Annotated in this window: 18 protein-coding genes; 7 read left to right on the plus strand and 11 right to left on the minus strand. The window is 72.7% G+C overall.

The window, feature by feature from the left end; all coding sequences use genetic code 11:
- Window positions 1-82: 82 nt before the first annotated feature.
- The 6 genes from SCK26_RS16950 to ssd form a co-directional block, all read right to left on the minus strand.
- The gene (locus SCK26_RS16950; RefSeq protein ID WP_318206027.1) at window positions 83-421 is read right to left on the minus strand and encodes a TadE family type IV pilus minor pilin; all 339 of its coding nucleotides are present in this window, start codon (window positions 419-421) and stop codon (window positions 83-85) included.
- 22 nt (window positions 422-443) lie between these two features.
- On the minus strand, window positions 444-656 hold the full coding sequence (locus SCK26_RS37990; RefSeq protein WP_412080753.1) for a DUF4244 domain-containing protein: 213 nt from the start codon (window positions 654-656) through the stop codon (window positions 444-446).
- 71 nt (window positions 657-727) lie between these two features.
- A complete protein-coding gene (locus SCK26_RS16960) occupies window positions 728-1363 on the minus strand; it encodes a type II secretion system F family protein (protein ID WP_318202149.1) in 636 nt (211 codons plus the stop codon).
- A gap of 243 nt (window positions 1364-1606) precedes the next feature.
- A complete protein-coding gene (locus tag SCK26_RS16965) occupies window positions 1607-2458 on the minus strand; it encodes a type II secretion system F family protein (RefSeq protein WP_318206028.1) in 852 nt (283 codons plus the stop codon).
- A gap of 24 nt (window positions 2459-2482) precedes the next feature.
- Window positions 2483-3715 carry a TadA family conjugal transfer-associated ATPase gene (locus tag SCK26_RS16970; RefSeq protein WP_318202150.1) on the minus strand — a complete coding sequence of 411 codons (1233 nt, stop codon included), beginning with the start codon at window positions 3713-3715 and terminating at the stop codon, window positions 2483-2485.
- Window positions 3712-4818 (minus strand): septum site-determining protein Ssd, encoded by a 1107-nt coding sequence (ssd, locus tag SCK26_RS16975; protein ID WP_318202151.1) that lies wholly within the window; start codon window positions 4816-4818, stop codon window positions 3712-3714. Before ssd ends, SCK26_RS16970 begins: the two co-directional genes overlap by 4 nt.
- Window positions 4819-5411: 593 nt before the next feature.
- Between ssd and SCK26_RS16980 the strand changes: the two genes are divergently transcribed.
- Window positions 5412-6242 carry an HAD-IB family hydrolase gene (locus tag SCK26_RS16980; protein WP_318202152.1) on the plus strand — a complete coding sequence of 277 codons (831 nt, stop codon included), beginning with the start codon at window positions 5412-5414 and terminating at the stop codon, window positions 6240-6242.
- A 344-nt stretch (window positions 6243-6586) separates the two neighbouring features.
- Here the strand turns inward: SCK26_RS16980 and SCK26_RS16985 are convergent, their stop codons facing one another.
- Window positions 6587-7411 (minus strand): oxidoreductase, encoded by an 825-nt coding sequence (locus tag SCK26_RS16985; RefSeq protein ID WP_318202153.1) that lies wholly within the window; start codon window positions 7409-7411, stop codon window positions 6587-6589.
- 100 nt (window positions 7412-7511) lie between these two features.
- Between SCK26_RS16985 and SCK26_RS16990 the strand changes: the two genes are divergently transcribed.
- Entirely contained in the window at window positions 7512-8492 is a 981-nt protein-coding gene (locus tag SCK26_RS16990) for an ATP-binding protein (RefSeq protein WP_318202154.1), read from the plus strand.
- A 3-nt stretch (window positions 8493-8495) separates the two neighbouring features.
- Here the strand turns inward: SCK26_RS16990 and SCK26_RS16995 are convergent, their stop codons facing one another.
- Window positions 8496-9761 (minus strand): hypothetical protein, encoded by a 1266-nt coding sequence (locus SCK26_RS16995; protein WP_318202155.1) that lies wholly within the window; start codon window positions 9759-9761, stop codon window positions 8496-8498.
- 312 nt (window positions 9762-10073) lie between these two features.
- Between SCK26_RS16995 and acs the strand changes: the two genes are divergently transcribed.
- The 5 genes from acs to SCK26_RS17020 all read left to right on the plus strand — a co-directional run bounded on the left by acs (window position 10074) and on the right by SCK26_RS17020 (window position 15527).
- Window positions 10074-12029, plus strand: a complete 1956-nt coding sequence (gene acs, locus SCK26_RS17000) for an acetate--CoA ligase (protein ID WP_318202156.1) — start codon at window positions 10074-10076, stop codon at window positions 12027-12029.
- Between the two features lie 205 nt (window positions 12030-12234).
- A complete protein-coding gene (gene nhaA / locus SCK26_RS17005; protein ID WP_318202157.1) occupies window positions 12235-13665 on the plus strand; it encodes a Na+/H+ antiporter NhaA in 1431 nt (476 codons plus the stop codon).
- A gap of 122 nt (window positions 13666-13787) precedes the next feature.
- Window positions 13788-14276, plus strand: a complete 489-nt coding sequence (locus SCK26_RS17010) for a phage holin family protein (protein ID WP_318202158.1) — start codon at window positions 13788-13790, stop codon at window positions 14274-14276.
- Complete coding sequence (locus tag SCK26_RS17015; protein WP_318202159.1) at window positions 14273-15208, plus strand: alpha/beta hydrolase; 936 nt, start codon at window positions 14273-14275, stop codon at window positions 15206-15208. Before SCK26_RS17010 ends, SCK26_RS17015 begins: the two co-directional genes overlap by 4 nt.
- A 139-nt stretch (window positions 15209-15347) precedes the next feature.
- Window positions 15348-15527, plus strand: coding sequence for a hypothetical protein (locus SCK26_RS17020; protein WP_318202160.1), 180 nt, complete (start codon window positions 15348-15350; stop codon window positions 15525-15527).
- Window positions 15528-15542: 15 nt separating this feature from the next.
- Here the strand turns inward: SCK26_RS17020 and SCK26_RS17025 are convergent, their stop codons facing one another.
- From SCK26_RS17025 to nth, 3 genes are all read right to left on the minus strand, one after another.
- Window positions 15543-16742: a MarP family serine protease gene (locus SCK26_RS17025; RefSeq protein WP_318202161.1), complete on the minus strand. Its 1200-nt coding sequence runs from the start codon at window positions 16740-16742 to the stop codon at window positions 15543-15545.
- 90 nt (window positions 16743-16832) lie between these two features.
- Window positions 16833-17528 (minus strand): CoA pyrophosphatase, encoded by a 696-nt coding sequence (locus SCK26_RS17030; protein ID WP_318202162.1) that lies wholly within the window; start codon window positions 17526-17528, stop codon window positions 16833-16835.
- A gap of 55 nt (window positions 17529-17583) precedes the next feature.
- On the minus strand, window positions 17584-18633 hold the full coding sequence (gene nth, locus SCK26_RS17035) for an endonuclease III (protein ID WP_412080754.1): 1050 nt from the start codon (window positions 18631-18633) through the stop codon (window positions 17584-17586).
- Window positions 18634-18995 lie beyond the last annotated feature (362 nt).

Genomic DNA, 18995 nt, shown 5'->3' on the forward strand with positions numbered 1-18995 from the left:
CCCGTCCGCCCCTGCCCGCGCCCCGGCGCCCTCAGGCCCTCCCGTTCGTCCCCGGCAGGCCGCCCCGGCCCGTACTCCCGCCTCACGGCCCCGCCTCCCCTCTGCCCACGGTTTCCTCGGCGAGCGCCACCGCCTCCTCGCGTACGTCGAAGGGCAGCCCGCTCAGCAGCCGGGGCCGGGCCACCACCGTGACCCGGACCCGGTCGCCCTCGCGTGCGACGGTCACCCGCGCTCCCCGTGGAGCCGTTTCCCGGGTCACCCTCGCCACCGCGTCGGGCGGGTCCTGGCGGGCGGCGGCCCGGGCGCCCGCGCGGGCCGCGTCCACGCACTCGATCCGCGCCGCCACCACGAGCAGCCCCCAGACCAGCGCCATCGTGAACGCCACCAGCACGGACAGCGCCATGGCCGTCTCCACGGTCACGAACCCCCGGTCGCCGCCCTCCTCACATCCGCGCACTGAGGGCCTTCTTCACGATGGCCTGGAGCTCCGCCTGGACCTGGCCGCTGGTGACGACCTGGTAGAGCAGCACCGCGAACCCGACGGCCGCGATGATCCCCATGGCGTACTCGGACGTCACCATTCCGGTGTCCTGGCGGCACGCGCCACGGAACCGAGCCGCCGCTTTCCTGATCTTTCCGAACATCTCGACCCCCATAAGGTTCTGGTCTGTACTCGTTCTCCGTGCTTGTCCGAACCGCTTCCTGCTCGTCCGCTCCCGCCTCCTCCTCACCTCCCTCCCATGACCCCGCCCGCCAGGCCGATCACGACGGGCACCACCCCGACCGCGACGAACGCGGGCAGGAAGCACAGCCCGACCGGCGCGGAGACCAGGACGGCTGCCCGGCGGGCCCGGGCCGTCGCCGCGCGGGACCACTCCGCGCGGGCGTCCGACGCGAGACGGGCGACCGGGCCGGCCGCGGGGAGCCCGGACTCGTCGGCCCGCTCCAGCAACCGCGCCAGGGCAGCGGCACCGGGCAGCAGCGCGAGGCTCCGCCAGGCGTCCGCCGGTGCCCCGCCGAGCCGGACCTCCGCCGCGCCGCGCGCCAGCGCCTGACCCACCGGTCCGCCGAGGGCCTCGCCCACGGCATGGGCGGCGATCACCGGACCGGCACCGGCGGCGATGCAGGCGGCCAGCAGGTCGGCGGCCAGCGGGAGTTCGCGCGCGGCCCCGGCGGCGTCGATCGCCTCCGGCCGGCCGGCCGCCGCCTGCCGGCCCCGCCACCGCCACAGCGCGATGCCGGCACCCAGCCCCAGCGCGGCCCCGACGGCCCCGCCGACCAGCACCCACGTCCCGCACGCCGCACCGGCCGGCGGCAGCCACCGCCGTACGCCGCGCGGCAGCGTGAACCGCCCTCTGCCCATGGGGCCCGGGACCACTCCACGCCCCAGCAACCCGGCCATCCTGCGCCGCGTCTGACGCCGCCGCGCGCCAGCTCCAGCCGTTGCGCGCCCCAGCCGACAACCAGCACCGCGATCCCGGCCATCCCCAGCCTGTGGACAACCTCCGCGCTCATCCGACCCACTCCTTGCGCCTCCCGCACATGGACCGCCGTCCCGTGCCCGCCTCGCGGGCCGGCCGCTTTCCCCGGACCCGCCACACCCGCCTCACACCGCCTCCGCCCCTCGCACGATCCGCGTCGCCCACCACATCCCGGCCGCCTCGAACACCGCCCCCGCGGTCAGGCAGCCGAGGCCGGCCCCGGTGTGCAGCAGGACCCGCAGCGGGTCCGCGCCCATGGCGGCGCCGAGCAGCAGCCCGAGGACGGGCAGCGCGGCGAGCAGCACCGCGGTGGCCCGGGCGCCCGCCAACTGGGCGCGTAGATCGGCCCGGCCGTCCCGCTCCGCGCGCAGGGCGCCGTCCAGCCGGTCGAGGCCGTCGGCGAGTCCGGCGCCCTGGTCCACGGCCACCCGCCAGCACGCGGCGAGCCCGAGCAGGCCCCCGGCGCCGGGCTGCCGCGCCGCCACGGCGAGCGCACCCGGCACGTCTCCGCCGAACCGCGCCGCCGCCACCACGGCGGCCTGGGCGTCACCGAGCCCGCCGGAGTCCCGCGCGGCCCGCAGCAGTGCCGCCCCGGGCTGCCGGCCCGCCCGCACCTCGCCGGCGAGCACACCGCACAGGGCGATCACGGCGTCGGCCCGCCGTTCCCGGGTCTGACGGGTCTGCCGGGCCAGCCGCACCCGGCGCAGCACCGGCACCCCGGCCGCCCCCGCGACGACCGGAATCACCGAGGCGCCCCACAGGGCGATCACCAGCCCGGCGCCGAGCGCCGCCCACTCGGCTCCCCACCGGCCGCGCCGTCGCCGCAGGTCCGCGAAGGCCTGCTGCCAGGTCGGCGGTCCGGTCGCCACCGCCCCGCCGCCGGCCAGCAGCAGCCGGGCCCGCCGGACCCCGGAGTGCCGTCCGCCCAGCAGCCGGGCCGACGCGCCCAGACAGAGCACCACGGCCCCCATCGACATCACACCGATCACTTCCGTCCCCTCTCACCCATCACTGCGGCCACCCGTCCCGCTCGCGGACCGAGCCCGCCCCGGATCACCCAGGTCCCCGAAAGCCCCCAGCAGCTCCCGCAGCCGCTCCCACCCCCGCTCCCGGACGAACGCCCGCTCGCCCCAGCGCAGGGCCGGTACCGTCCGCACCAGCCCGGTGGCGTCCCGCTCCAGGACGTGGATCTCGTCGATCCGGCGCCGCCCGGACCGGTCCCGCATGAGGTGCACGACCACCGAGAGGGCCGCCGCCAGCTGGCTGTGCAGCGCGGCCCGGTCCAGTCCCGCGGCCGTGGCCAGTGCCTCCAGCCGGGCCGGTACGTCGGCGGCGGCGTTGGCGTGGACCGTGCAGCAGCCGCTGTGACCGGTGTTGAGGGCGGCGAGCAGGTGGGCGACCTCGGCTCCGCGCACCTCGCCGACGACCAGCCGGTCCGGCCGCATCCGCAGCGCCTGCCGTACGAGGTCCTCCAGGGTGACCAGGCCGGCGCCCTCCTGATTGGCGGGCCGGGTCTCCAGCCGGACCACGTGCGGGTGATCGGGCCTCAACTCGGCCGAATCCTCGGCGAGCACGATCCGCTCGCCCGGTCCCGCCAGCCCCAGCAGCGCGCTGAGCAGAGTGGTCTTGCCGGAACCGGTGCCGCCGCTGACGAGGAACGAGAGCCCGGCCCCGATCAGCGCCTCCAGGACCCGGTCACCGCCGGGCGGCACCGTGCCGGCCGCGACGAGTTCGCCGACGGTGAAGGCCCGGGGCCGTACCACCCGCAGGGCGAGGCAGGTGCAGCCGACGGCAACCGGAGGCAGCACCGCGTGCAGCCGGGTGCCGTCGGGCAGCCGGGCGTCCGCCCAGGGCCGGGCGTCGTCCAGCCGGCGCCCGGCCACGGCGGCCAGCCGCTGCGCGAGGCGCCGTACGGCCACCGCGTCCGGGAAGGCGACCGTGGTCAGCTCCAGGCCGCCGCCACGGTCCACCCACACCCGGTCGGGCGCGGAGACCAGGACGTCGGTGACGTCGGGGTCGGCGAGCAGCGGTTCCAGGGGGCCGGTGCCGACGAGTTCGGAGCGCAGGTGTTCGGCCGTGCCGAGGACTTCCGCGTCGCCGAGCACCCGGCCCTGTTCGCGCAGTGCCTGGGCCACGCGCGCGGGGGTGGGTTCGGCGCCGCTCTCGGCGAGCCAGCGGCGGACGCCGTCGAGCAGGGCCGCGCCGTCGGCCCGGTCGAGCCCGGGGAGGGTCATCGGGTGCCTCCCGCCTCGACCAGCGCGCGCTCCCAGAAGTGCGCGCAGAAGCGGGCGAGCGGGCCCCGCCCGCTCACGCCGGGTGCCTTGGCGCTCCCTCTCGGGCGCAGCAGCGCGGGTTCCACGGGCAGCCGGCCGGCCAGGGGCAGGCCGAGCAGCCGGGCCACCTCCTGGTCGTCCAGGCCGGGTGCGTAGGGCCCGCGGACCGCCACCCGCAGATCGCGGACGACCATGCCGACGGCGGAGGCGACCCGGCCGGCCGCGGCGACCGCCCGCAGTTCGGCCGGCACGACGAGGAGGACCAGGTCGAGCTGGGCGAGGGCCTCGGCCACTCCGTCGTCGAGACGGCGGGGCAGGTCGACCACGACCGTGCCGCCGCGCCGCCGGGCGGCGGCCAGCACCGCGCGCACGGCGGGCGGGGGCACGGCCACGCAGTCCCCGCGGTCCCAGCTGAGCACGCGCAGGGAGTGCAGTTCGGGCAGCGACTCCTCCAGTGCGCCGCCGCCGACCCGGCCGCGGGACGCGGCGAAGGCGGGCCAGCGCAACCCTTCGGCGCCCTCGCCGCCGAGGAGCACGTCGAGTCCGCCGCCGAGCGGGTCGGCGTCCACCAGGAGGGTGCGCAGTCCCTCACGCGCGGAGGTGACGGCGAGCGCGCACGCGAGGGTGGACGCCCCGGCGCCGCCCCGGCCGCCGATCACCCCGACGGTGAGGGCCGGACGGCCGGTGCCCTCGGCGACGTCGGCGATGCGGTCGACCAGCCAGGCCTCGCCGTCGGGGAGCATCAGGACGTGATCGGCGCCGATCAGGACGGCCCGTTTCCACACGTCGGGGTCGTCCTGGTCGCGGCCGACCAGCACCACGCCGGGCCGGCGCGCGGCCCCGCCCAGCCGGCGGGCGGCGTCGTCCCCGACGAGCACGAGCGGGGCCGCCGCCCAGCCGTCGCCGGATTCCGGTACGCCGTGGTGGACCTCGGGAGTGGCGCCGGCCGCCGCGCACAGGCGCAGCAGATCGTCCAGGAGGACGGCGTCCTCGGTGACGATGAGCGGGCGTCCGGGCCGGTCCTCGGGGCCGGGCGGCGGGTCGTGGATGACGGTTTCGGTCACGGGTGTTCCCCCTTCGCTGCGCGGGCCGCGCGGCTCTTGCCACCACGCGATTCCCAAAGACGTGGAGAACCGGCGAGCGGCCTCCATAGGAACGGCCGTCGGAAACCGGCCGTACGCACCGCGGGCAATCGGAACCGGCCATGAACTCGCCGCGGCCGCGGTGCGCTGGAATCACGGTGTCGCGGCCCGCGAAATAATGTGGATCTTGGTGGAAAACTGTGGACAACCCCGGCCCTGTGAATAACTTCGTCACCCATACCGGTGAGCCCCGCGCCGGCCTCCGTACGACTTCCACAGAGCAGCCCCGCGATTACCGTGGGTAACGAATCATGGGCGTGCCGAAGGCGCGGCAACGACGGCGTGACGCCGGCCGTACGACCGCGTGAAGAATGAGGAGGAGGGGGAAAACCCGTCCGGACATGCGACGACCCCCGCCGGGGGGGAGAGCGGGGGTCGTCCCCACGGCCGACTCGGGGGGGGAGGAGTCGGGCCGGGTTAGCACGGTCGCGAACGATCCGTGACTTCCATGGTGTACCCGAGAGGCCTCTCAGGCAAACCCACGCGCCCCACCTTACGCCGAATGGTGGGCCCCTATGCTCAGGGGTGTGGAAAACCACTCCTTGCCCCGCGCGGCGGCCTTCTTTGACCTGGACAAGACGGTCATTGCGAAGTCGAGCACGCTCACCTTCAGCAAGTCCTTCTACCAAGGCGGGCTGATCAACCGCAGGGCCGCCCTGCGTACCGCATATGCCCAGTTCGTCTTCCTGGCCGGCGGTCTGGACCACGACCAGATGGAGCGCATGCGCGAGTACCTGTCCGCGTTGTGCCGCGGCTGGAACGTGCGGCAGGTGCGGGAGATCGTGGCCGAGACCCTGCACGACCTGATCGACCCGATCATCTACGACGAGGCCGCCTCCCTGATCGAGGAGCACCACGTGGCCGGCCGGGACGTGGTGATCGTGTCCACCTCGGGCGCGGAGGTGGTCGAGCCGATCGGCGAACTGCTGGGGGCGGACCGGGTGGTCGCCACGCGCATGGTCGTGGGCGAGGACGGCTGTTTCACCGGAGAGGTGGAGTACTACGCCTACGGCCCGACCAAGGCCGAGGCCATACGGGAACTGGCCGCCTCCGAGGGCTACGACCTGGGCCGCTGCTACGCCTACAGCGACTCGGCGACCGACCTGCCGATGCTCCGGACCGTCGGGCACCCGCACGCGGTGAACCCGGACCGCGCGCTGCGCCGCGAGGCCCTCGCGCAAGGGTGGCCGGTGCTGGAGTTCCGCCGTCCGGTTCCGCTCAAGAAGCGGCTGCCGACCTTCTCGGTGCCGCCCCGCCCGGCACTGGTCGCGGCGGCGGCCGTCGGCGCGGCGGCGGCGACCGCCGGGCTCGTCTGGTACGCCAGCCGGCGCCGCGGCACCACCTGACCAGCGCCCGTTTCGTCCTTTTTGAACCCGAAAGTAAAGAAGTGCGGGCAGGGGTTCCGCTTCATCCGGGCGCGCGGTACAAAGAACGTAGGCCCGCGAGACCAAAGGAAATCCGGGAGGATCTCCTACCACTACGCACTTGGCCAGACGGACCCCGCATGAAAACCGCGCACCCACGCGACGTCGACCCGTCGATTACGGGCCAGCCGCACCAGGTGACGGGCAAAGCACCCCGACCTGATGGGCACCATATCGAGGACGCTTGGTAACCCGGTGGACATGCCAGCGGCGGTACGAGAACTCGTACCGCCGCATCCCTCTGTCCGACCGCCGGGAAGTCCTTCTCAGGCCGCGCCGCGCTGGAGCGCCTCGCACACCGCCGTGGACTCGCGCACGCCCAGCTCGACCGCCCGCCCGCAGTGGGCGATCCAGGCCGCCATGCCCTCCGGAGTGCCGGAGACATAGCCGTCCAGCGCGGCGAGGTAGGAGGCCCGGCCCAGCTCGGCGTAGCCGACCTCGGCCGGGCAGATCGCCTTCGGGTCCAGGCCGCTGCCGATCAGCACGATCCGCTCGGCCGCGCGCGCGACCAGGCCGTTGTACGACGCGAAGGGACGCAGCGCGAGCAGTTCGCCGTGCACCACCGCGGCCGTCACCAGCGCGGGGGCCGAGGAACCGGCGATGACCAGGTCCGCCAGCCCCTCCAGCCGGCCGGAGACCTCCCCGGCGTCCGGCAGCGGAAGTCCGATCAGCGGCTCGTCCACCGGCTCGCCGGCCTGGCGCGGCCTGCCGACCTGCTCGGCGTCGCTCGCCGCGGCCACCAGGTGCAGCCGGGCCAGCACCCGCAGCGGCGACTGGCGCCAGATGGACAGCAGCTGTCCCGCCTCGGCGGTGAGCCGCAGGGCCGCGCCCATGACACGGGCCTCCGCGTCGACGCTGAAATCGGTGCGCCGCCGCACCTCCTCCAGGGCCCAGTCCGCCCCGGACAGCGCCGCCGAGCCGCGGGCACCGCGCAGGGCCGCCTCGGAGGTGACCTCGTTGCTGCGGCGCCGCATGACGCGGTGCCCGTAGACCCGGTCCACGGCCTTGCGTACGGACTCCACGGATTCGGCCACGCCGGGCAGGGAGCCCAGGGCGGCGAGCGGATCGGCGGTCGCGCCTGTCGTACTCATGGGTACGACAGTACGCACCCGGGCGGGCCGCCCCACGAAGGAGTGGTCTTCTTCACTTCGCGTGACACGTACAGCTATCGTCCGGCTACGCTTGGTGAACATGAAAATTGCTTTCGTCGGGAAGGGCGGGAGCGGCAAGACGACGCTCTCCTCCCTCTTCATCCGCCATCTCACCGCCGCCGGCGCCCCGGTGGTCGCCATCGACGCGGACATCAACCAGCACCTCGGCCCCGCACTCGGCCTCGGCGAGGAGGAGGCGGCGGCGCTGCCCGCCATGGGCGAACGGCTCCCGCTGATCAAGGACTATCTGCGCGGCGGCAACCCGCGTATCGCCTCGGCCGCGACGATGATCAAAACCACCCCGCCCGGCGAGGGCTCGCGGCTGGTCCGGGTGCGCGAGCCCAACCCGGTCTACGACGCCTGCGCGCGTCCGGTGGAACTCGACGGCGGCGCCGCCCGCCTGATGGTCACCGGCCCCTTCACCGACGCCGACCTGGGGGTCGCCTGCTACCACTCCAAGACGGGAGCGGTGGAGCTGTATCTGAACCACCTCGTCGACGGCCCGGACGAGTACGTCGTGGTCGACATGACGGCCGGCTCGGACTCCTTCGCGTCCGGCATGTTCACCCGCTTCGACATGACGTTCCTCGTCGCCGAGCCGACCCGCAAGGGAGTCTCCGTCTACCGCCAGTACAAGGAGTACGCCCGGGACTTCGGCGTCGCCCTGAAGGTCGTCGGCAACAAGATCCACGAGCCGGACGACATCGACTTCCTGCGCGCGGAGGTCGGCGACGACCTGCTCGTGACGGTCGGGCGCTCGGACTGGGTGCGCGCCATGGAGAAGGGCCGTCCGCCCGCGTTCGACCTCCTGGAGGAGGCCAACGCCCGTGCCCTGGAGACACTCAAAGCCGCCGTGGACGCCACCTACGAGCACCGGGACTGGGAGCGCTACACCCGCCAGATGGTGCACTTCCACCTGAAGAACGCCGAGTCCTGGGGGAACGAGCGCACCGGGACCGACCTGGCGGCGCAGGTCGACCCCGGCTTCGTGCTCGGCGAGAGCGTGGCGGCACCCGCCTGACGCCTACCGCTGGTCCGCCGGCGCCCCGGGCACGCCCCTGGGCGCCGGGGCCGGACTGCCGGACAGGAAGGACGCCCAGCCCTGCCGTGGCGCCTCGCCGACCTCCAGGGAGCGCAGCCGCGCCAGGGTCCGCGGGTCCTGGGCGTCCAGCCAGTCGGCCAGTTGCCGGAAGGAGACGCAGCGCACCTCGGGCTTGGTGCACACCTCCTTCACCACGTCTTCCACGGCGCGCATGTAGGTGCCGCCGTTCCAGGACTCGAAGTGGTTGCCGATGATCAGGGGCGCGCGGTTGCCGTCGTAGGCGCGGTAGAAACCCTTGAGGAGGCCGTCGCGCATCTGGTCGCCCCAGTAGTCGAACTTGTCGGGGTCGCCCTGGGTCTGGGTGCCGGACTGGCTGACCATGAAGTTGTAGTCCATGGTCAGCTGCTCATAGGTGTGACCGGGGAAGGGCACCAGCTGCATCGACAGGTCCCACAGGCCCTCCTTCTTCTTGGGCCAGACCTGGTCGTCGACTCCGCTGGAGTCGTAGCGGAAGCCGAGGTCGCGGGCGGCCTTGACGAAGTTCTTCCGCCCTTCCAGACAGGGCGTGCGGGCGCCGATCAGCTCCTTGTCGTAATCGAAGGGCAGCGGGTCCGCCCGCCGCATGCCGGTGTTGCTCCGCCAGGACTTCACGAACTTCTTGGCCTGGGCGATCTCGCTCTTCCACTCGTCCACCGACCAGGTGCCGACGCCGCCGTCAGGCCCGCAGAAGTGGCCGTTGAAGTGGGTGCCGATCTCGTTGCCCTCCAGCCAGGCCAGCCGCAATTGCTCAAGGGTGTCGGTGATGCCCTGCTCGTCGTTGAAGCCGATGTCGGAGCGGCCCGGATCGTGCTGCGGCGGCTTGTAGAGGTCACGCTTCTCCTCGGGCAGCATGTACACGCCGCTGAGGAAGTACGTCATGGTCGCGTTGTTCTCCTTGGCGACCTCGCGGAAGTGCGAGAACAGCTTCTGGCTGTCCTCGCCCGCGCCGTCCCAGGAGAACACGACGAACTGCGGTGGTTTCTGACCGGGACTCAGCCGCTCCGGCACGGGCAGATGCGGCTGGGCCCCGGTGTACGCGGTGGAGCCGTCGCCGATCGGCCGGAACACACTGCCCGGCGCCGGCGCCCCCTGCTCCGGGCCGGGCGCGCCCGGCTTGACGGCGGCGGAGTCTCCCGCGCAACCGGCGAGCGACGCGGCACAGGCCGCGGCGACCATGGCGCCGACGGCGATCCTCTGGGTGGCAGCCATGTTCCGCCCACCTTCTTCCTTCTCTCAGGCACACGCTGACTGCGGATGTCTCTGGTGATGTGCCGGGCTGGCCCTGGCAGCGCGGCCAAGGTCGCACGGGACAGAGAAGGAATTAGTACGACAAGCCGATCAAATGATTACTTCACCCCAGCGTGTGATCTCCTGCTCCATTCACCCCGGAGCCGTGACCACTCGCTTCGCGATCTCCAGACAGGTCTAAACCAATTTTCCCGTCGACCCTTGTCATCGGACCCCCGCGTCTGATGAGCTGTGGCCTGGGACACAACGGACACCCTTCGAAAGGGAGATGTCGTGAGCAACGAGAGCCTGGCCAACCTGCTCAAGGAAGAACGCAGGTTCGCGCCCCCCGCCGACCTGGCCGCACACGCCAATGTCACGGCGGAGGCGTATGAACAGGCCAAGGCTGACAGGCTCGGCTTCTGGGCCGAGCAGGCCCGCCGGCTGACCTGGGCCAAGGAACCGACCGAGACGCTGGACTGGTCCAACCCGCCGTTCGCGAAGTGGTTCAAGGACGGCGAGCTGAACGTCGCCTACAACTGCGTGGACCGCCATGTGGAGGCCGGCCACGGCGACCGCGTCGCCATCCACTTCGAGGGCGAGCCCGGCGACAGTCGCGCGATCACCTACGCGGAGCTGAAGGACGAGGTCTCCAGGGCCGCCAACGCCCTGCTGGAGCTGGGCGTGCGCAAGGGCGACCGGGTCGCCATCTACATGCCGATGATCCCGGAGACCGCGATCGCGATGCTGGCCTCGGCCCGGATCGGCGCGGCCCACTCGGTCGTCTTCGGCGGCTTCTCGGCGGACGCGCTCGCGACCCGCATCCAGGACGCGGACGCCAAGGTCGTCATCACCGCCGACGGCGGCTACCGACGCGGCAAGCCGTCCGCGCTCAAGCCAGCCGTGGACGAGGCACTCGGCAAGGCCGACCAGGTCGAGCACGTGCTGGTGGTGCGCCGTACCGGTCAGGAGGTCACCTGGACCGAGGGCCGGGACGTGTGGTGGCACGACCTGGTGGGCCGGCAGTCCGCCGAGCACACCCCGCAGGCGTTCGAGGCCGAGCACCCGTTGTTCATCCTCTACACCTCCGGCACGACGGGGAAGCCGAAGGGCATCCTGCACACCTCCGGCGGCTACCTCACCCAGACGGCCTACACCCACTGGTCGGTCTTCGACCTCAAGCCGGAGACGGACGTCTACTGGTGCACGGCCGACGTCGGCTGGGTGACCGGGCACTCGTACATCGTGTACGGCCCGCTGGCCAACGGCGCGACCCAGGTGATGTACGAGGGCACGCCGGACACCCCGCACCAGGGCCGGTTCTGGGAGATCGTGCAGAAGTACAAGGTGACGATCCTCTACACCGCGCCGACCGCGATCAGGACGTTCATGAAGTGGGGCGACGACATCCCCGCCAAGTACGACCTGTCGTCCCTGCGGGTCCTCGGCTCGGTGGGCGAGCCCATCAACCCCGAGGCGTGGATCTGGTACCGCAAGCACATCGGCGCCGACCGCACGCCCGTCGTGGACACCTGGTGGCAGACCGAGACCGGCGCCATGATGATCAGTCCGCTGCCCGGCGTCACCGCGGCCAAGCCCGGTTCGGCGCAGCGCCCGCTGCCCGGCATCAGCGCGACGGTCGTCGACGACGAGGCGAACGAGGTACCCGACGGCGGCGGCGGTTACCTGGTGCTGACCGAGCCGTGGCCGTCGATGCTGCGCACCATCTGGGGCGACGACCAGCGGTTCATCGACACCTACTGGTCCCGCTTCGAGGGCCGGTACTTCGCGGGCGACGGCGCGAAGAAGGACGACGACGGGGACATCTGGCTGCTGGGCCGGGTGGACGACGTGATGCTCGTCTCCGGGCACAACATCTCCACCACCGAGGTGGAGTCGGCGCTCGTCTCCCACCCGGCGGTCGCCGAGGCCGCCGTCGTGGGCGCCGCGGACGAGACCACCGGCCAGGCCATCGTCGCCTTCGTCATCCTGCGCGGCTCGGCGTCGGAGAACGAGGCCCTGGTCAGCGAGCTGCGCAACCACGTCGGCGCCACCCTCGGCCCGATCGCCAAGCCCAAGCGCGTCCTGCCGGTGGCGGAGCTGCCGAAGACCCGCTCCGGCAAGATCATGCGCCGTCTGCTGCGGGACGTCGCCGAGAACCGGCAGCTCGGAGACGTCACCACGCTGACCGACAGCACGGTCATGGACCTCATCCAGACCAAGCTGCCCGCCGCCTCCAGCGAGGACTGAGCGGACCGGGAGGACTGGGACGGCGTCCTTCGGGGCACTCGGCCGGCGTACGCGCCGGGTGTCCCGGAGGCTTGCAGTGAGATCATCGGGCCGGCGCGCGCCACTTTAGGTAAACTAAGGAAAGTGTCGCAGAGCTGACACGTCAGGTGCGCCGGGAAGTCTGGTCGGCATGTGAGTTCCGCCTGCCTGCTCCCGGAGGTCTCCCGTGACCGCGCCCCGCACCCCCACCACCGTCCGCAAGGCCCTCGGCCGGCTGTCCCTGCCCGAGCGGACCTTCGTGGCGGACGCGCTGCGCACCGAGACCGTCGGCGGTGTCCTGCTGCTCCTCGCCGCCGTGGCCGCACTGGTCTGGGCGAACGTCCCCGGTCTGCGCCACGGCTATGAGACGGTCAGCGAATTCCACCTCGGCCCCGGCGCGCTGGGCCTGCGTCTGTCCGTCGCCCACTGGGCGGCCGACGGGCTGCTCGCCGTGTTCTTCTTCGTAGCCGGAATCGAACTCAAGCGCGAGCTGGTCGCCGGGGACCTGCGCGACCCGAAGGCGGCCGTGCTGCCCGTGGTGGCGGCGCTGTGCGGCATGGCCGTACCGGCGCTCGTCTACACCCTCACCAACCTCGCCGGAAGCGGCTCCCGCGCGGGCTGGGCGGTGCCGACCGCCACCGACATCGCCTTCGCGCTCGCCGTACTGGCGGTCATCGGCACCTCCCTGCCCAGCGCCCTGCGCGCCTTCCTGCTCACCCTCGCGGTCGTCGACGACCTCTTCGCGATCCTGATCATCGCGATCTTCTTCACCGACCGGCTGAACCTCGCCGCCCTCGGCGGGGCCGTCGCCGGGCTCGCCGTCTTCTGGCTGCTGCTGCGCAAGGGCGTGCGCGGCTGGTACGTGTACCTGCCGCTCGCCGTCGTCATCTGGGCGCTGATGTACAACAGCGGCGTGCACGCCACCATCGCCGGTGTGGCGATGGGCCTGATGCTGCGCTGCACCACCCGGGAGGGTGAGGAGCACTCACCGGGACAGCGCGTCGAGCATCTGGTGCGGCCCCTGTCCGCCGGACTCGCCGTACCACTGTTCGCGCTGTTCAGCGCCGGTGTGACGCTGTCCGGCGGGGCGCTCGGGGACGTGTTCGGCAAGCCCGAGACGCTCGGCGTCGTCCTCGGCCTGGTCGTGGGCAAGACGATCGGGATCTTCGGCGGCACCTGGCTGACCGTCCGCTTCACCCGCGCGCGGCTCAGCGAGGAGCTGGCGTGGGCCGACGTCTTCGCGATGTCCTCGCTCGCCGGGATCGGCTTCACGGTCTCGCTGCTCATCGGCGAGCTGGCCTTCGGCGGCGACACCGTCCTGACCGGCGAGGTGAAGGCGGCCGTCCTCACCGGATCGCTGATCGCGGCGGTGTGCGCGACGATGCTGCTGAAGCTGCGCAACGACCGGTACCGCAGGCTGTGCGAGGAAGAGGAGCGCGACGAGGACCTCGACGGCATCCCGGACGTGTACGAACAAGGCGACCCGGCGTACCACCTCCGGATGGCCGCGATCCACGAGCGCAAGGCCGCCGAACACCGGCGGCTGGCCGCCGAGGCGCGCCACGGGCTTGCGGAAGTGCCGGGCGGGGCAGGCGAGGAGAGCGGCCGTCCGGCATGATCTGACGAGACGGTACAAATCAAGACGGCCGCACGCGCGCGACGGCTACCCGGACGGCCGTACGAGCACCACGGCCGTCCCCGCAGCACATGTGCGGCACGAGACTTCTGAGGGAGAACGCGATGAGCGCACCCGACGGCAGCCCGGTCGGCGCCGAACGCAGCATCGGCCAGCTGTTCGCCTCGGCGACGACCGAATTGTCGGCGCTGGTGCACGACGAGATCGCGCTGGCCAAGGCCCAGCTCAAACAGGACGTGAAGCGCGGCGCGATGAGCGGCGGCGCCTTCTCGATGGCGGGCGCCGTCCTGGTGTTCTCCCTGCCGATGCTCAACTTCGCGCTGGCGTACGGCATCCGGACCTGGAGCCACTGGAACCTGGCGATCTGCTTCGTGCTGTCCTTCGCGGCCAACGTGCTGGTCGCCGGCCTGCTCGGGCTCATCGGCCTGGTGTTCGCGAAGAAGGCCAAGCGGGGCAAGGGCCCGCAGAAGGTGGCCGCCTCGATGAAGGAGTCGGCGGGCGTGCTGCAGAACGCCAGGCCGCACCCGCGTCCGGAGCCGGGCGACGAGCCGGCTCCCGCCGCCCTCGAGGCTGTGGCACGCTCGTCCTCATGACGGACCCCGCCGCCCCCTCCCCCGTGCGGATCGACCTCCCCGACGGGAGGCGGGTCACGCACCGGGACGTCGCCGCCAACGGCGCCCGCTTCCACATCGCGGAGCTGGGCGACGGCCCCCTGGTCCTGCTCCTGCACGGCTTCCCGCAGTTCTGGTGGACATGGCGGCACCAGCTGGCCGCGCTCGCCGACGCGGGCTACCGGGCGGTGGCGATGGACCTGCGGGGCGTCGGCGGCAGCGACCGCACGCCCCGCGGGTACGACCCGGCCAACCTGGCGCTCGACGTCACCGGGGTGATCCGCTCGCTCGGCGAGCCGGACGCCGCGCTGGTCGGCCACGACCTCGGCGGCTATCTGGCGTGGACGGCGGCGGCCATGCGGCCCAAGCTGGTGCGGCGCCTGGCGGTGGTGTCCATGCCGCACCCGCGGCGTTGGCGCGCGGCGATGCTGCGGGACGCCCGGCAGACCGCCGCCAACTCCTATATCTGGGGCTTCCAGCGGCCGTGGCTGCCCGAGCGGCAACTGACCGCCGAGGAGGGCGCGCTGGTGGGCCGGCTGATCCGGGAGTGGTCCGGGCCCCGGCCGCCGGAGGACGCGGACGTGGCGGCGTACCAGCGGGCCATGTGCATCCCCTCCACGGCGCACTGCTCCATCGAGCCGTACCGCTGGCTGGTGCGTTCCCTGGCCCGCCCGGACGGCGTGCAGTTCTACCGCCGGATGAAGCGGCCCGTCCGGGTGCCGACGCTGCATCTGCACGGCTCGCTGGACCCGGTGACCCGCACCCGCAGCGCGGCCGGTTCCGGCGAGTACGTCGAAGCCCCCTACCGCTGGCGTCTGTTCGACGGCCTCGGCCACTTCCCACACGAGGAGGACCCGGCCGCGTTCTCCGCCGAACTGGTCAACTGGCTGAAGGATCCCGAGCCGGACCGGTGACCGTTTGGTGAGGGTTCCGGTGCGTTCGGCATCCGGTTCCCCCACAGTTGTCCCCTGAACCGCCACATGCCCTGCGCATAGGCCAATCAGGGGGCGCGCGGGTGGTTATCGACCTTCAGGCGGGGGCACACGTCGGGGTATGGGCTGGACGCACGACTACAGTGACGCACCCCGCAACCGCCGCTCGGCCATGGGTCCGGGCACGCCCCAGCGGGTCATGCCGCAACTCGCGGAAGGCGACGTGCGGGTGGGGATTCCGCGCATCCTGCGCCGCCGGGCCCGCTGGGTCTCGATGCGCCTGCGTCACGCGCGGAGCTGACGCCGCCGCGCCGCTCTACAGGGCGCAGCTGTCCGTCCCCACCTGCTCGTTCGCCGTGCGCCCCCGCTCGATGTCGGCCCGGATCTCGTCCGCCGTCAGCGCGTACCCCGTGTCCGCGTCGTCGAGCGACTTGGCGAACACCACGCCGTACACCTCTCCGTCCGGAGTGAGCAGCGGGCCGCCGGAGTTGCCCTGCCGGACGACGGCGTACAGGGAGTAGACATCGCGGCGGACCGTGCCGCGGTGGTAGATGTCCGGGCCGTTGGCCGTGATGCGCCCGCGCACGCGCGCGGCGCGCACGTCGTACGCGCCGTTCTCCGGGAAGCCCGCGACGATCGCGCCGTCCCCGCCGGCCGCGTCCTCGCGGGTGAACCGCAGCGCGGTCGCCCTCAGGTCGGGCACGTCGAGCACGGCGATGTCGCGCTCCCAGTCGTACAGCACCACCTTGGCGTCGTACTTGGGGCCCTCACCGCCTATCTGCACCCGCGGCGCGTCCACCCCGCCGACCACGTGCGCGTTGGTCATCACCCGGCGGTCGGCGAAGACGAAGCCGGAGCCCTCCAGGACCTTGCCGCAGCTCTGCGCGGTCCCGGTGACCTTGACGATGGAGCGCTGGGCGCGCTGGGCGACCGTGCTGCCCGCGAGGGCCGGGTCCGGCGGCCGCACGTCCTTGATCGGCTCGTCGGCGAACGGGCTGAAGACCTGCGGGAAGCCGTTCTGGGCGAGTACGGAGGAGAAGTCGGCGAACCAGGTGTCGGCCTGCTCGGGCAGCGCCCGGGAGACGCCGAGCAGCACCTTGGAGCCGCGGACCTCCTTGCCGAGTGTCGGCAGGGTCGTGCCGGCCAGGGCGGACCCGATCAGCCAGGCCACCAGGAGCATCGCGACGACGTTGACCAGCGCGCCGCCGGTGGCGTCCAGGGCGCGGGCCGGGGACCACGTGATGTGCCGGCGCAGTTTGTTGCCGAGGTGGGTGGTCAGGGCCTGGCCCACGGAGGCGCAGACGATGACGACGACCACGGCCACGACCGCGGCGGTGGTGCCGACCTCCTCCTTGCCGGTCATGGCGTCCCAGATCACGGGCAGCGTGTACACGGCGAGGAGGCCGCCGCCCAGGAACCCGGTCACCGACAGGATGCCGACGACGAAGCCCTGGCGGTAACCCACCACCGCGAACCACACGGCCGCGACGAGCAACAGGATGTCCAGCACGTTCACCGCTTCAGGCCTCGCCTACTCACTCCGCTCCCAGCAGCTCGGCCGGGCCCCGGGGCCGCCCCCCGGGGATACCGCATGTGGATCACCCTGTCACGCGCGCCAGTCGAGCGGGACCTGCTTCCCCCGGTCCCAGGGGCGTTCCCAGCCCGCGTAGTGCAGCAGGCGGTCGATCACTCCCGCCGTGAAGCCCCACACCAGTGCCGATTCGACCAGGAAGGCGGGTCCGCTGTGGCCTCTGGGGTGGACGGCGGTGGCGCGGTTGGCGGGGTCCGTGAGATCCGCCACCGGCACGGTGAAGACCCGGGCCGTCTCGTTCGGGTCGACGGCGCCGACCGTGCTGGGCTCGCGCCACCAGCCCAGCACGGGCGTGACGACGAAGCGGCTGACCGGGATGTACAGCCGGGGCAGCACGCCGAAGAGCTGCACGCCCGAGGGGTCGAGTCCGGTCTCCTCGCGCGCCTCGCGCAGCGCGGCCCGCAGGGGCCCGTCGCCGAGCGGATCGCCGTCCTCCGGATCCAGCGCGCCGCCCGGGAAGGCGGGCTGGCCGGCGTGCGAGCGCAGGGAGCCCGCGCGCTCCATGAGCAGCAGCTCCGGGCCGCGCTCGCCCTCGCCGAACAGGATCAGCACGGCCGACTGCCGCCCCGAGCCGTTCTCCGGCGGCAGGAAGTGGCTCATCTGCGTCGGCTCGATCGTCTCCACGACGCGCACGACCGGCGCCAGCCAGTCCGGCAGCCCCGTCCGGCTGAGCGTCAGCGGACCGCCCTGTGTGTCGCTCGCCCTGGTCATCGCCACCCCCGTCGTCCTGTCCTCTCCAACGCCCGAGGGCACCGGGATCGTTCCGTCACGCGGCCCCCAGGGGAGGCGCCGGTGTGCCGCCGGCGTCCAGGTAGGCCTGCGGGGGCTTCAGGCGCTGGCCCGGGAAGCCGCCCTTCTCGTACTTGAGCAGCTTCTTCGCCTTCTCCGGGTCGGTCTCGCCCTCGCCGTACGCCGGGCAGAGCGGGGCGATGGGGCAGGCGCCGCAGGCCGGCTTGCGGGCGTGGCAGATGCGCCGGCCGTGCCAGATGACGTGGTGGGACAGGTCGGTCCACTCGCCCTTCGGGAAGAGCGCGCCGACGGCGGCCTCGATCTTGTCGGGGTCGGTCTCGCCGGTCCACCGCCAGCGCCGGACGAGCCGCTGGAAGTGGGTGTCCACGGTGATCCCGGGCCGGCCGTAGGCGTTGCCGAGGACGACGAAGGCCGTCTTGCGGCCCACGCCGGGCAGCGTGACCAGGTCCTCCAGCCGTCCGGGCACCTCGCCGCCGAAGTTCTCGACGAGCGCCTTGGAGAGCCCGATGACCGACCTCGTCTTGGCCCGGAAGAAGCCGCAGGGACGCAGGATCTGCTCGACCTCCTCCGGGTTGGCGGCGGCGAGGTCCTCGGGGGCGGGGTAGCGGGCGAAGAGCGCCGGGGTGGTCTGGTTGACGCGCAGGTCGGTGGTCTGGGCCGACAGCACGGTGGCGACCAGCAGCTGGAAGGGGTTCTCGAAGTCCAGCTCGGGGTGGGCGTAGGGGTACACCTCGGCCAGTTCGCGGTTGATGCGGCGGGCGCGGCGGACCAGGGCGGTGGGGGACTCGCCGCCGGACGGCCGGACGGCGGTCTTCTTGACGGGCGCGGCCTTCTTGACGGCGGCCTCGGCGGCGACGACCGCGTCGGCGGCCTTCACCTTCCTGGCTGCGGCTTTGGCGGGGGCCGTCTTCTCGGCGGGCGTGCTCTTCTTCGCGGCGGCCCTGGAAGAGGCGGCCTTCTTGGCGGGCGTGCTCTTCTTCGCCGGCGCCGGCTTCTCCTCGGCCTTCCCGGTGGCCGGAGCCTTCTTCTCGGCCGCCGCGTTCTCCATGCCCTCCGCCTTCTTCACGGGCGCGGCCTTCTTGTCGGCCTTCCCTTCCGCACCGACAGCCTTTTTAGCCGATTTGCGCGTTTTACTACTTCCCTCGGACGCGCGTTCGCCCACAGCGGAATCGCGACGTACAACCACCCGCCCAGCCCCCTTGGCCTGTGTTCTCACCGGCGATTTGGACACCCGGCCAGCCTAAAGCCCGGCACCGACATCCGCTCCGGACCCGGCGCAGCGGCCCCCGATCGGACCCCTGACGCATACCCCGGGAGACCTGTGCGGCATCCTTGTGACAGATCACACTGTTTGGACCGTCCGGCAAAATGGGGAACACGGTCCCCTGGCACACAGGGGAGCAAGATCCCCTGAGCAGGTCGACAAGG

The organism is Streptomyces sp. SCL15-4 (assembly GCF_033366695.1).
Lineage (GTDB): Bacteria > Actinomycetota > Actinomycetes > Streptomycetales > Streptomycetaceae > Streptomyces.